The organism is Clostridium pasteurianum DSM 525 = ATCC 6013 (assembly GCF_000807255.1).
GTDB lineage: Bacteria > Bacillota > Clostridia > Clostridiales > Clostridiaceae > Clostridium_I > Clostridium_I pasteurianum.
The window spans coordinates 886,547-901,593 of the sequence record NZ_CP009268.1 but is presented as its reverse complement, the minus strand read 5'-3'; the positions used below and the strand labels follow the sequence as shown (position 1 = coordinate 901,593).

9 protein-coding genes and 1 riboswitch are annotated in these 15,047 nt (G+C 32.1%); of the genes, 2 read left to right on the top strand and 7 right to left on the bottom strand.

Annotated elements, in window-relative coordinates:
- Positions 1–192: 192 nt before the first annotated feature.
- Positions 193–280: riboswitch (cyclic di-GMP riboswitch) on the bottom strand.
- A gap of 420 nt (positions 281–700) precedes the next feature.
- From CLPA_RS03945 to CLPA_RS03925, 4 genes are all read right to left on the bottom strand, one after another.
- On the bottom strand, positions 701–1,543 hold the full coding sequence (locus CLPA_RS03945; RefSeq protein WP_003446952.1) for a [formate-C-acetyltransferase]-activating enzyme: 843 nt from the start codon (positions 1,541–1,543) through the stop codon (positions 701–703).
- Positions 1,544–1,624: 81 nt separating this feature from the next.
- Positions 1,625–3,919: a formate C-acetyltransferase gene (locus CLPA_RS03940; protein ID WP_249762090.1), complete on the bottom strand. Its 2,295-nt coding sequence runs from the start codon at positions 3,917–3,919 to the stop codon at positions 1,625–1,627.
- Positions 3,920–4,135: 216 nt separating this feature from the next.
- Entirely contained in the window at positions 4,136–4,816 is a 681-nt protein-coding gene (locus tag CLPA_RS03935) for a fructose-6-phosphate aldolase (protein ID WP_003446950.1), read from the bottom strand.
- A gap of 278 nt (positions 4,817–5,094) precedes the next feature.
- Complete coding sequence (locus CLPA_RS03925; protein WP_003446949.1) at positions 5,095–6,069, bottom strand: sugar-binding transcriptional regulator; 975 nt, start codon at positions 6,067–6,069, stop codon at positions 5,095–5,097.
- A gap of 304 nt (positions 6,070–6,373) precedes the next feature.
- Between CLPA_RS03925 and CLPA_RS03920 the strand changes: the two genes are divergently transcribed.
- The gene (locus tag CLPA_RS03920; protein ID WP_003446948.1) at positions 6,374–7,276 is read left to right on the top strand and encodes a glycyl-radical enzyme activating protein; all 903 of its coding nucleotides are present in this window, start codon (positions 6,374–6,376) and stop codon (positions 7,274–7,276) included.
- Positions 7,277–7,574: 298 nt separating this feature from the next.
- Here the strand turns inward: CLPA_RS03920 and CLPA_RS03915 are convergent, their stop codons facing one another.
- The 3 genes from CLPA_RS03915 to rarD all read right to left on the bottom strand — a co-directional run bounded on the left by CLPA_RS03915 (position 7,575) and on the right by rarD (position 12,004).
- The gene (locus CLPA_RS03915; RefSeq protein WP_003446947.1) at positions 7,575–10,010 is read right to left on the bottom strand and encodes a glycyl radical protein; all 2,436 of its coding nucleotides are present in this window, start codon (positions 10,008–10,010) and stop codon (positions 7,575–7,577) included.
- 249 nt (positions 10,011–10,259) lie between these two features.
- A complete protein-coding gene (locus CLPA_RS03910; protein ID WP_003446946.1) occupies positions 10,260–11,012 on the bottom strand; it encodes a DeoR/GlpR family DNA-binding transcription regulator in 753 nt (250 codons plus the stop codon).
- 89 nt (positions 11,013–11,101) lie between these two features.
- The gene (gene rarD, locus CLPA_RS03905; RefSeq protein WP_003446945.1) at positions 11,102–12,004 is read right to left on the bottom strand and encodes an EamA family transporter RarD; all 903 of its coding nucleotides are present in this window, start codon (positions 12,002–12,004) and stop codon (positions 11,102–11,104) included.
- 338 nt (positions 12,005–12,342) lie between these two features.
- Here rarD and CLPA_RS03900 point away from each other — a divergent pair, with 338 nt between their 5' ends.
- On the top strand, positions 12,343–15,036 hold the full coding sequence (locus CLPA_RS03900; RefSeq protein ID WP_003446943.1) for a YhgE/Pip domain-containing protein: 2,694 nt from the start codon (positions 12,343–12,345) through the stop codon (positions 15,034–15,036).
- Positions 15,037–15,047 lie beyond the last annotated feature (11 nt).

Here is a 15,047-nt window from a genome sequence, read left to right as displayed (position 1 = left end):
TTTCTCTATTTAATTCTAAATTACTGAAAACTGTATTGTACTATCTCTAAATTTTATGAATTATCTAAATAATAGTTGCTTTATGTCCAGTTTTTAAACATATATTACTTATTTAATAAATAAAAAGACACCTGCCGTGCATAGGTATCTTAATATAGCAATGAATTTTAAATTTATATTCTTAATCATATACTTGACAACCTGGCAATCCTAGAAAGAGATTTTCTTTAGACCCATAGCTTTGCGACGCTACCTTTCGATAGTTGTGCCTTTACATAGAATGATAATTTTATATATAAACCTTATTTATTGTTTTTCAAGAATTGTCAAATTTATATCATTCCTTATTATTACCTTTCCTAATTTATCCAAAACACTCCATAATCTTAAGCTTTATGTGATAAAACAATATACAATAATATGTTATGTTAACGTAATAATAACTTTTTTCACGAAATAACAATTCTTTTATTATATTTTCTACAATTATATCACTTTATAGAAATTCATTCAAATATGCCTATTTTATAGAAATTGGCCTTCTGTAGTGATACAATCGATTAAATATCAACATTGTTATGTATTACTTAAAAGTACTACTGTTTATCTTGAAGATTAATTTACCATAAATGTCTTCCTAGTCTATAATAATTCTTTACTATAAGTATAAGAAAAGGCCGTCAGGTGGATACATATCATATTAGTAACCACCCACTACAGCCTTTATGGATTTACTTTCAATAAAATCTTTTATTTCTAATATTTCTTCATCACTAAGAGTCCTCAGATCCAATAGTTTACATTCTTTTCCTAGGGCTCTGTATTTTGATCTGCCATATTGGTGAAAAGGTAATATATGAACCTCCTTTATACCAAAGGGACTTATAAAATCAATTACCTTTTGTATATTATCTCTATCAGCAGTATACTCTGGTATTAAAGGCAATCTTGGAATCATTCTTGCACCTGACTTCATCACAAGTTGAAAATTTTTCTTCATTAGCTGCATATCTTGCTTTACTATAGTTTTAGCTTTGTCACTATCCATAATCTTAAAATCCCACAGAAATGTATCAATGTATTTTGCCATTTGCAATAATATTTTGGTATCTCCAATTCCCGTAGTTTCTATAGCAGTATTTATACCCAATTTCTTTAATTCCTTTAAAAGCTTCAATGCAAATGCTCCCTGAGAAAGAGGTTCTCCACCGGAAAGGGTTACTCCACCTCCTGTGGTTTCATAGAATACAGTATCTTTCTTTACTTCTTCTAAAACTTCCTTAACAGTGTATTCCTTTCCCACAAGATCTAAAGCAGCTGTAGGGCAGTCTTCTGGTTTCATGCTGCATTGAAAACAGCTATTGCTGCTGCACTTTATACATAGACCTTCTTTTCTCATTATATCCTGCTTAAAATCTTGAGATTCCGGGTTTGAGCACCAGGGGCATTTAAGAGGACAGCCTTTAAAAAATACAACTGTTCTTATTCCACCCCCATCATGAAGACTATATCTTTGTATATTAAAAATCAAAGCTTTTTTCACATGATCACATCCTTAATGCCTCTTTAAATAAATAACAATCAGTAGGCTAGTATATTTGACTTGTTATTTATTTTCAGATGCCTAAAATACATGTTCAGTTCTATTTATGATATCATTTTGTATTGACTCGTCTAATTCTACAAACATAGCACTATACCCTGCAACTCTAACCACCAAACTTTGATACTTCTCTGGATGCTTTTGTGCCTCTCTTAAAGTGTCTGCGGAAACAACATTAAATTGAATATGCTGTATCTTAAGTCTGCTAAAAGCCTGTATATATCCAACTAATTTATTTAAGCCTTCATCTCTCTCTAGAGCATCTGGTGAAAATTTAACATTCAGCAGACTTCCATTTGAAGTTAGATAATTATCCAGTTTACTTATACTCTTTAAACTTGCAGTAGGTCCTTTTTTGTCTCTGCCAACCATAGGAGATAGTCCACCATCTGCCAACTGATCTCCATCCTTTCTGCCCTCCGGTGTAGCTCCTACTGCCTCACCTAATGGAATGTGAGCAGAAACTGTATAAGAACCTGGCTGAAATATTCCCCCTCTTGAATTTTTATATTTTTCAACTTCCTTACAATAATAAGATAAAATATCTGCACCTAATTTATCTACTTCATCTATGTCATTACCATATTTATAATATCTGTTGATAAACTTTTGTCTTAACACTTCATTTCCTTCCCAATTTTTATCTAATATATCAACTAACTCCTCTAGAGAAATCTGTTTCTCATCAAATACAAATTTCTTTATTACATATAAGGAATCGCTTAAATTTGGCGTTCCAATACCTTGAACCCCTGAGAAGTTATACAATGCTCCACCCTCAGTTACATCTTTCCCCTTTTCTACGCAGTTTTCAATGAAATTTGATAAAAACGGTGTTGGTGCACACTTTCTATGGGCAGTATCTACAAAATTAGATCCTTCCACCATATATTTAACATACTTAGAAATATTAATTTTTATTGCCTTTAATAAATCTTCAAAGTTTTTGAAAGCCTTTGGATTTTCTTTTAAAGTAACTTCCATAGTTTTTAATAAATTAAACATAGCTATATCATGAAGGCCGTAAGTTTTCCCCGGGATAGAAAGCTCAACACAACCCACTACAGCATAGTCTCTTGCGTCTTCTAGGCTTACTCCTCTATTTACGTATGCCAATATGTTAGCTTCATCATTAAATACTTGAGGCATACCAGTTCCAAGTCTAATAATTTCTGCAGCTTTCCTAAGAAAATCTCTAGGTGATTTTTCACCTACACGTATACTTAAATTTGGCTGAGGAAGTCTTATATCACCTAAAATATCAAGCATTATATAGGACAATTCATTTGTAGCATCTTTTCCCCTTTCATCTTCTCCTCCCAAGACAATGGTATACCCTATAGGGAAACCTGCAAAATATTTTGCACTTTCCCTGCTTCTTAAAGCCACAATTGTATTAAATTTTATATAAAGTGCTCTGAGTAATTCCTTAATAAATTCTATATCTATCCCATCCTGTAAAGATTTCTTAAAATATGGATACATATATTGATCAAAACGTCCTGGGGATATAGAACTGGCATTGGATTCATGCTGAAAAATTACACTTATATACCAGAATAGTTGTACTGCTTCATAAAAGCTTTCTGGTTTTTCATAGGCTACCTTATAAGAAATTTTTGAGATTTCTTCAATCTCTGCTTTTCGCTTTAAATCCCTCTCCCTTTCAGCCATAGTCTTAGTTATTTCTGCATGACGAAGTATATAGTTTTTTGAAGCTTCTAAAGAAATTAGCGACGCCTTGTAAAAATCGTTCTCAGTATTTTCATTAACCTTTACCTTCATATCTTCTATCATGTTTTGTAAACCTTTTCTAAAGATAAAATTGTAGTTAGGTATAATATGACCCTGCCCCTTATCTGTTTGATTTAAAGAAACTATCTTAGTTTTTGCTGCTTCCTTTATATATTCAGGGATTATCTGCTGACAATAGTCCTTTAAAGATTTACCTTTCCAATAAGGATATAATTCTTCCTTAAAATATATTTTATCTTCTTCAGATATATCAAATCTGTCTTGAGGTCTTACTAAGAACTCATCTAATTCTTCCAAAATCCAGTATGGTGACATCTCTGGAGAGATAACACCGGCACGGGGCTTTATCGTTCTATCTCCCACAATGAGTTCACCAAGCTTAATATCTATCTCTACTTTATCCAGTATATTTGCTAAGGCCTTTGCTCTTCGAATTATTACAGGTTCTCCCTCTGTCTGCTTCCAGCTTTCAGTGTAAAGCTTAGCTCTCTCAAGAGATATTTGTCTCTTTTCTTTAAAAAGTCCTTCTTTTAATTTTTCAATTCTCTTACTTATCATCATTAATTACCTCCAAAACCTTTTCTCTATGTGCAATAGAAAAATCATTTTGTCTATCCTTCTAGAGCTTCCTGCTATAATTCTTTATTTTAGAGATTTTATAATATATTTTAGTTATAAATATAATGAGCACTGTCTGAACCTAAAATTATCGCCATCATTTCAGAGTGCTCACTATAAAATATAATAGATCAATTATTTTAACTAAGTTTAGATGAATTATAAATTATATATTTTTACGTCTTTTCCGAAAATAGCTTCCCAATCTGATGTAAAATCCTTTACAGCTTTTGCGATAGAAGGCATTAGGAAAGCTTCCTTAACAATACTTGGACCTATAGTTGCAGCTTGAGCACCAGACTCATAAGCTGCATTAACTTGACCTACATTTTTAAAGCTGGCAGCTAAAATTTTTGTTTTGCTATTTGATCTTTCAATTTCCTTTGCAAATTCATTAATAACTGCTTTAGGATCAATGTTAAGGTTTTCCATACGATTAAAATATGGAGCAATATAGTCAGCTCCAGCTGTAATTGCTAAGAAGCCTTGAAATTTTGTATAGATAGCAGTTGCAGTTACATTAACTCCTTGACTTTTTAGCTTTTTAATTACCTTTAACCCCTCTTCATTTACAGGAACTTTAATAAAAACATCTTTATCTATTTTTTCTAAAATAGTTTCTGCATCCTTTATCATTCCTTCGTAGTCTCTAGCAACTACTTGAACATGTAAAGAAGCATCCCCGCCAATAATATTTCTTATTTCTTTTATATGATTAAAAAAATCTATTTTACCTTCCTTTTTTACAATAGAAGGATTAGAAGTTACACCAGCCAAAGGTAAAATTTCAGTATATTTTTTAATTTCCTCTAAATTTGCAGTATCCAATAAGAATTCCATTTCTATTCCCCACTTTCATTTTTGCTTTTACTTTCATAATTAATATTACCATCATGGAGATAATCACTGTATATCACTTCAATAGAAAATTTTGAAATGCCTTTATATAGGCATTTCAAGGAATAATTTAATAGAAAAGGACACATATGTGCATATATTTTTAAAATTGCAAAAATCCACAAATTTGTTTAATCTCTACCCTTCTTTTCAATTCTCTACAGCTAACATCTTTCTTCAAAAATAAAATAAAGAAGCCTGAAATTTTTCCTCATGCTTCTTTATTTTATATCTTTATAATATGGATCTTTTGATATCTTTAACATCTTAACTATAGTTTCTTCATCAGTGACAAGAACATTTATATATTTCCTTTTCAGCATAGCTAAAATTGATCTGACTTTTTTCTCTCCCCTGGCTATTCCTATGGCATAGGGTACCTTTTGAAGTCTCTCTAAGGGAATACTAACTGTTCTATTATATAGATTGCCTTTTAATATTTTTCCTTCTTCATCAAAAAATTGGCAGCAGCAATCCCCAACAGCTTCTCTGAGCTTTAAATCTTCTCTATCCTCTTCCGTTAATAAATCCCTCCATTTACTGGTTTGTTCAGATAGATGACCACCAATACCAACCAGTGCAATATCAATTTTCTCCCAGTAAGCTTTAATTTCATCAAAGTATCTTGAGTTTATAATACCATCTCTCAATTCTTCAGATTCCTGCACCACAGTGGCATTTACAAAAATACTTTTGCCGCCAAAACATCTTGCCATATCATAGGCAATAGTATTAACATGGTATTTTGAATTTATGTGACTAGGTCCGCCAACTAGAGGCACAAAAATAGAATTTGTCATTCTAAAATTTTCAATTTTCGCTGCCATATTAGCTAGAGATGAACCCCAAGCTAATCCTACCACATCATTTTTTTTAATAATTCTTCTCACATAGGCTGCAGACTCCTTTGCTAAAAGATTATCTTTTTCCTTTTCATCCTGATCTACATGATTTGTTACAATAATAATGTCCTTTAATTTGTATTTCTTTTTTAAATGCCTCTCTAGAAGAAACAAATCTGTATCAAAATTGTTTATGGTAATATCGACAATTCCTTCATCTCTGGCCTGTTTCAGCATACGACTTATGGTTGTACGATAAATATTTAATTCTTCAGCAATTTCATTCTGAGTTTTATTTTCTATATAATAGAGATAAGCAGTTTTTGACAGCAGCTTTTTTTTATCATCTTTCATACGAAACTTCTCCTGAAAATATATTTAATAAATTATCTTTAAAAAATTCACCAATTAACAATTCTTTAATGTATAATAGTATACCACAAATACAGCAGTATAATATAATATTAATGTCAAATATTTTTCTTTCATTCATAAATAATATGTTTACGTATGAATTTATTTATGTTACTCTAATAGTATAGATAAAATTAAAAGTACCAAATAGCTTATTATATATTAGAGAGTGTCTATGTTAAAAGGAGGTGAACTTTAGTGGGGAGTTAGTGCTTACAATACACTATGCCACTAAAGATGATTTATGAAAGATATGACAGCATCTATTTTTAATATACAGAGATATAGCGTTAATGATGGTCCAGGAATCAGAACAGTGGTATTTTTTAAGGGGTGTCCTCTGCAATGTGGCTGGTGCTCTAACCCAGAATCTCAAAATAGTACAGCTCAAATTACCTGGGACAGGTCTAAATGTGTGAAATGTCTCCGTTGTGTTAATAGTTGTCCACATAAGGCTGTTTCTTTAGATAATGATAGAATAGTAATTAATTCTTATAAATGTACAGCCTGTTTTGATTGTGTAAAATATTGCCCTGCAAAGGCACTAAAAATAGAGGGAAAATCTTTAACTCTCTCTAAGGTTCTTGAAGAAGTTTTAAAAGACAAGGTATTTTATGAAGAGTCTAAGGGTGGTGTTACACTGTCCGGTGGTGAGGTATTACAACAGCATGTATTTGCTGATGAACTTTTAAAACTTTTGAAGAGAGAAAATATTCACACTGCTATTGAAACTACAGGTTATATATCAAAGGAAATTTTCTCTGAATTTATAGAAAATGTAGATTTATTATTATTTGATATAAAACACTATGATAGAGAAAAGCATTTTCAGGCTGCTAAAGTATACAATGATATAATTATTGATAATCTTAAAACTGCAATAGACATGGAAAAAGACGTAATAATACGTATACCTGTCATACCAACTGTTAATTCAAGTTTAGAGGATGCAAAAGAGTTTTGCAAATTATTAAAGTCCCTTGGTGCCAATAAGGTTAATCTTTTACCTTTTCATCAATTTGGTGAAAAAAAATATGAACTTTTAAATAAAGACTATAAATTTAAACATGTAAAACAACTACACGAAGAGAATTTGTCAGACTATAAAAATATATTTATTGAGAATGGATTTGATTGTTATTTTTAGTGATAATACCTGAGAGTATGTGGTTTCAAATTCGTTGATACTTCGCTTATTTGAAATTCTGCCATGGAAACACCTCCCTTATATAAAAACATATCAATTAAAGTATACTTTAAGTCAAGTTATAATTTAAAATTAATTAAAAATTATAAAAATCAAATTACTGTATCACCAAATGCTGCAAAAAATACTAAGTATAAATAAATTCCACTCTAATCTTTAAAATTTATTAGAGTGGAATTTATTTTATATGTTACTATATTGTATATAATATACCATTTACTTTTCAGTACATGGCATATTATAAGGCCTGTTCTGTTCTCTCAATTATATCGTCTTGAGTCTGCTTAGATAATACATTGAAAAACGCACTATATCCTGCAACTCTCACAATTAAATCTCTATATTCCTCTGGATGATTTTGTGCATCAATTAAAGTATCTTTGGATACTACATTATATTGCACATGGAAACCCTCCAGACGGTTAAAGAAAGTCCTAATCAATAAAATCAGCTTTTGCCTGTTTTCTTCTTTAGATAATATTTGAGGAGTAACCTTCTGATTTAATAATACTCCTCCAGTAATCTCATGGGTTGGTAATTTTGAAACTGACTTAAATACTGCAGTAGGACCATTTTGATCCATTCCATGAGATGGTGAACAACCTTCTGCCAAAGGTTCTCCCGCTTTTCTTCCATCTGGAGTTGCCAAAGTTCCAGCTCCTTGAGGCACATTTGCAGAAATTGAAGAGGTACCTGCATAGTAGACACCACCAATAGGGCCACGGCCAAATCTGGTATTCTTATACTTGCTTATCTCGTCAATATAGATATCATAAGCTTTTCTGAGCAGTAAATCCACATAATCCTCATCATTTCCATACTTAGGTGCATCATTAATCAAAATGTCTTGAATTCTTTTGCCCTCTTCTCCCTGAAAATTATTGGTTAAAGCATTCCACAGCTGTTCTGGAGTGAATTTCTTATCTTCAAATACACATTTTTTGATGGATGCAAGAGAGTCACCTAAGTTTGCAATACCTACCTGGAGATCACTTATAAAGTCATATACCGCTCCACCCTCTTTTAAGTTCAATCCTCTTTCAATACAATCATCTGTTAAAGCTGAACAGAGTACATCTGCTGTAACTTCTTCTATTGCCGTATCAGCACAGTTATCTATTATTACACTGTGTCTTGTAAATTCACGAATAATCTTATCCCAAGCTTTCATAACTTCATCAAAAGAAGTCATATTCCTAAAGTGACCTACCCCTTCACAGAGCTTAGTTCCTGATTCCGGATCAACCCCATTATTTAATGCAATCAATAGAGATTTAGGGAAGTTCAAGAAACTCATACCTGTACATCTATAGCCCCATTTACCTGGAACTGCAACTTCAACACAGCCAATTGCACTATAGTTATAGGCATCTTCTTCAGTTACACCTTTTTCTATGAAGGAGGGGATAATAGCCTCATCACTATTAAAGGCTGGCATTCCAAAACCTAATCTTACCACTTCAATACATTCTTTCATAAAATCATCAGATAATCCCCTATGATAACGTACTGTTAAATTAGGTTGTGGTAATTTAGTCTGGGCAACGCTCTTTAAAATCAAATAACTTAGTGGATTTACTGCATCTTTTTTATCAACAGTCTGCCCCCCTACCGTAACATTTTGATATAATGGACTGCCTGCACTAAAACGTGTATGAGACCAGCTTCTTATTTTGTTTATTGTAAAGGTCTTAAGCCATAAATTTGTCAATAATTCAGTAGCAGCAGCTTCAGTAATTTTTCCAAATTCTAAATCCCTTTTATAAAAAGGATATAAATATTGATCCATTCTTCCATAGGAAAGTGAATGTCCATTTGATTCAATTTGTAAAATTAAGTGAATCATCCACAAAGATTGTAAAGCTTCCTTAAAGCTTTCTGCCGGATAATAGGGAACTTTATTTAATATTCTTGACATTTCAAGCAACTCTGCTTTTCTAGAAGAATCAGATTCTCTTTCCGCTGATTCTGAGGCTAAATCTGAATAACGTTTTGCAAAGGCTGCAACTGCATCAAGTACAATTAAAATTGCTCTATAAAAATAAGATTTATTTAAATTTCTGTAATCCGTAAGATCTAATTCCTTTAACTTCTTTTCTGTTCTTTCTCTATAGTTAATTAATCCAAGCTTTAATACCTTTTCATAATTTACTGCCAGATGAGCATCCCCAGAAGTAATGTTACCTTCTGCCTTTATGATTCCAAGATCGTAAAAAAGCTTACTTTCTGCAGGCATTCCTGCAAGGCCTCTGTCTTTTAGCGTTTTATGATGCCAAAAGGGTGCAATTTCTCTTAAAGTCTTTTTACTCTCTTCAGTAATGTAAAATATATCACCATCACGTTTTTCAAATTCATCCAGTTCATCAATAACCCAATCCATGGCATACTCTGGAAATATGGGTGCCGAACGGTTAGAGGAAGCCTGATTACCTGCAATTAAGGTTTCTGGTTCAATAAAAATACTCATATTCTTTAATATATTTTCTAAACATAATGCCCTGCGTAAAATCATTGGCTTATCAGCATGTTCTCTATAACTTTCTGTAGTAAGTTTAGCTCTTTCTACGCAAACTCTTGGTTTTGCATTCAATAATTTTTCTCGGAAATTATGCATCCTTTCTGTCAGCTCTCCAAAATGGTTTGTATTTTTTTTCAATTCTTTTACATTACCCATAAATATCCCCCTCTATTTCCATCATTTACTCTAAAGCTTTTATTTGAAAATATTTTATTTTCTCTTATAACTTAATTATATACTTTATTTACTAACTGTCAATATATTAGTTTCATTTGAAAATATTTTATTGATGATATGAAACTACCCTGCTGATAATTTAAATATAGTCTATATAAAAATACAGACCCTAATATTCACTTAAAATAAGTAAACATTAAGGTCTGTATTTTATAATCTATATTAATATCAATCTGCACTTATCATCTTAACTTCTATATTTTTATTCTTTAAATTTTCTAAAGCTTCCTCTGGAATATTAGTATCTGTTAATACATAATCTACTTCTTCCGTTTTAAACTGAGATACTACTCCCCGCTCCGAAAATTTTGATGCTTCTGTTAATATGAGAATTTTATTAGCACTTTCAGCCATAGCTTTCACTGTTTCTGTACGCATTAAATTTTTTCCCGTAAATCCTATTTTAAAATCATAGCCGTCTGTTCCCACAAATAATTTATCTACAAAAAAATCTTTTACGCATTTTCTTGTAAGGGGTCCCACTAAAACCTGAGATTCCGGCTGGTAATCTCCTCCAAGTAATACTAATTTTGCATTGCCTTCTCGAATATAGGAAGCAATAAATATGGAATTAGTAATTATAGTTATATCTTTTTTATTATAGGCAAGTTCCTCTGCCAGTAAAGTGCAGCAGGAACCTGATTCAATCATAACTGTTTCTCCATCACTAACCAGTTCAGAGGCCAAACGTGCTATTTTACGTTTTATATCATAATTTAAAGCTAGTCTGCTATTAATATCATCGCTTGAAGTTATAACGGCATAACCATGACCACGCTTTAATAATCCTTTTGCTTCCAATGCATCAAGATCTTTACGTACAGTCACTTGCGATACACTTAAAAGTTCTGCTAATTTGCTAACTTCTATACGCTTGTTCTTATTCATAATTTCAAGAAGCTTTGTGTACCTGTCTGTCATATTGATCAATTCCTCCTAGTTTCTATGTTGTAATAATTATAACATAAACTACTTACAAACTAAACTAATTATGTTTCAAGTAAAACCCATTAGCTAGCCTGCTTCACATTCTTCGGGCTTTTAACCAAACTTATCTGTGAAAAAGAATACATAGCTAGTGCCGCCCATATAAAACAAAAGCCAATCATATCAACAACTGTAAAACTTTCATGATACACAAAAATTCCTATAATAAGACTTATGGTTGGTGAAATATACTGTGTGAAACCAAGCAATGATAGAGGAAGTCTTCTTGCCCCGCTGGCAAAAAGCAGCAGTGGAACAGCTGTAGCTACACCAGCTCCTATAAGCAGAAGAATTACTAATGTACCTTTTGTCTCAAAAGCACCAATTCCATTAACATGCCTTGATACTATATATGCTGCAGCAATTGGAGTAACAATAGCTGTTTCAAGAGTCATCCCAACTATAGAATTAGCTTTAACTGATTTCTTAATTGCACTGTATAATCCAAAGGAAACAGCCAGTGCTAAAGAAATCCACGGAATCTTACCATATTGCAGAGTTTTTATTATGACACCAATGGTGGCAATAATAAGAGCAGACCCAGTCCACCAATTTAGCTTTTCCTTGAAAATCAACATCCCTAGTACCACGGCTAATAATGGGTTAATATAATATCCAAGGCTTGCATCTAAAATTCTATTTGAATTCACCGCCCAAATATACAATCCCCAATTAATAGTGATCAAAATTGATGCCATAAAAATATAAAACATTTGTTTCTTGTTCCTAACTATAGCTTTTAATTCATGCCATTGTTTGGTCACTGCAATAATTATAATTGTAAATACAAAAGCCCACACAATTCTATTAGCTAAGATTTCTATTGGAAATACGCTGTCTACTAACTTCCAGTATAAAGGCAGAATGCCCCATAATCCATAGGAAGCAACTGCATAGATTACACCAGCAGTCTTTTTATTATTCATATTTAAATTCCTCCATTTCTATATTTTTTTAATGTACTTGTACTATTTTCTAATAATTATTAATCTAAACCATGCCATATTAAATAGTACGATATTGTCCTTGAATTATCAACCGATAATTAGTACATTATATCAAAGTATCTATTATTAACAAATTATTAAAAGAAACAGCTCCATGGCGGTGAATATCATGATAAGTAATACAGAATATATTTATTTTTCATAATCACGTTTTCACACATTGACATTAAATCAAAAAAGAGTTATAACTATATCTGACCAGTCAGTACAAATTTATATCCATCTAACAATTTGCAATCTTAAAGGGGGTATATGATTTGAATTTTTTAAAAGTTACAGCTCAAGATATAAAAAGAATACTGAAAAACAGATTTATTACTGTTTCTGTAATTGCCATAATAATTACTCCCATATTCTATAGTCTCTTTTATCTGTCTTCATTTTGGGATCCTTATGGCAACATACAGGATTTACCTGTAGCTGTAGTAAATTTAGATAAAGGTACTAATAATGATAGTAAATCTGTAAACTATGGTAGGGATTTAGTAGATGAATTAAAGACCAACAAAGATGTGGGCTGGAGATTTGTCTCCGAACAAGAAGCTGATAGTGGATTAACGGGTAAAAAATATTATGGAGAAGTAATAATTCCAGAAGACTTTTCACAAAAAGCTCTTAGTGCTAAAAATGGAACTCCACAAAAACCAGATATCATATTTAAAGATAATCCAAAGAAAAACTATATAGCTGTAAAAATTGCTTCAAGTATAAAGACAAATCTTGATGAAAAGATTACCAAAAGTCTCGTAAAGGAATATACAAAAGTTACTTTTGATAATTTGTATGATGTTAAAGATGGTATGACACAAGCTTCTGATGGAAGCGGTAAAATAACTGACGGTATTGCAAATTTAAAAGATGGAAGTGGAAAACTTGTAAGCGCTGTTCCAGCTTTACAGAATGGCAGTAATCAAATTAAAACTGGTCTAGCCAGTGCTAGGGATGGAAATGCTCTTATTAGGGATAAATTAGCTAGTGCTAAAGATGGAACTAATCAGCTTAAAGACGGCTCATGGAAATTAAATGATAAAATTCTCCAGGTTCAATCTGGAGTAGACACATTATCTAAAGGTTCCAATAAATTAAGCAGTGGTTTAGCTAATGCGAAATCAGGAACAGATCAATTAAAAAATGGACTAAGTGATGCTAAAAATGGAAGTGGTCAGCTTAAAGACGGGCTAAATACATTAAATAGCAATACTCCGGATTTACAAAAGAATATTAAAAAGTTAGCAGATGGATCACAGCAAGAGTTAGACAGCCTAACAAAAGTTGCCAAAGGAGTAGAACAGGTTAACAACGCAGTAAATGTGGGCAGTGAAAATGCGCCTAGCTTAGTTTCTGCTCTTGGTGGTATAAGCTCTGGTTCAAAAACTTTGGGAAAAAATTTAAGTGCTATAAACAATGCAGTATCTCAAGGTGATTCCAGCCTTTCTGCTTCTGTAAATAATATGTCCACAGGAACAGAAACTCTAAACAGCTTACTTAAAAAATATAATTCACCAGATACCAGTGCTGAAGAAAAACAGCAATTAATGGAGCAAATAACTACTGTAAGTAATGTTCTTAATTCTGGAGCCAAATCACTTAATACTGCGGTAAACTCAAACGCAGGTTTAAAAACCTCATTATCCGCTCTTAATTCAGCTGTTAATGGAGACTCAGGTTTAGCTGCAAATGCAGAAAAAATTTATAAAAATGTTTCATCTGGAGAAAATAATCTTTCCTCAGGTCTAAAAACTATTAATTATGCTTTAAATAATGAAAATAGTGACAACCTTTTAACGGGCATGAAACAAATATCTGAAGGTACTAATACTTTAAACACAAAAGTTGTTCCTGAATTGTCTACTGCAATTTCTAATCTTTATAATGGATCTGCCAAATTAGACTCTGGAAACACTCAGCTTTATAATGGTGCCGTAAATTTAAATGCTGGAACTGATGCTCTTTACAATGGTTCTATAGGTATAAATAATGGATTAAACACCTTAGTTTCTGGTACACCAGCTCTTGCATCTGGTGCAGGAAAACTTTATGATGGCATAAGTAATTTAGATGACGGAAATAATAAACTTTACAATGGTGCCAGTGCCCTAAGTGACGGAGCTAACAAGCTTTACACCGCTATGGTGAAATTGAATGATGGAAACAATCAGGTTTATAATGGTGTTATGAAAATAAATGATGGAAACAACAAAGTTTATGATGGCTCTAAAGAACTTACTGATGAACTTTCAGATGGCTCAAATAAACTTAATAATAATCTTAAAAATTCCAGCACAGCTATGGGTAATTTTGTATCTCAGCCTGTAAATGTAGAAACACAACATCTATTTGCAGATGAAACCTATGGTACTGCATTAGCACCTTATTTTATACCTATATCCATATGGGTAGGTGCACTGCTGATGTTCTTTGTAATACCTGATACTGTAGAAAAGTCCATAAAAGCAAGAGGGAAATCCATTGTACTTGGAAAATACATTGTTTATATTTTAGTAGGAACACTTCAGGCAGTTTGTGTAAGCACAGTGGTAATGATAATAGGCATAAGACCAAGCAATGTACTCGCCCTCTATCTATTTAACATCTTTACCTCCTGGGTATTTATAGCCTTAATGCAGTGTCTCATATTCTTACTAAAGGATGTAGGAAGGTTAATTGCAATAATAATCCTTGTACTTCAGTTAGCTTCCTCTGCAGGTACTTTTCCAATAGAGCTTTCACCTAAGTTCTATAGAGTTATATCTCCATTTATGCCTTTTACTTATGTGGTATCCGCACTTAGAGAAATCATAAATGGAATAAACTACAATGTACTAGGTAAAGATATTTTATTTTTACTAGCTGTATTTATAGTATTCTTTACACTATCCATGATATTTAAGGATAAGGTATCAAAACTCCATGAAGTTATGGAGTCCAATAAGAATAAATCAGTAGCATAAAATAATGTTCA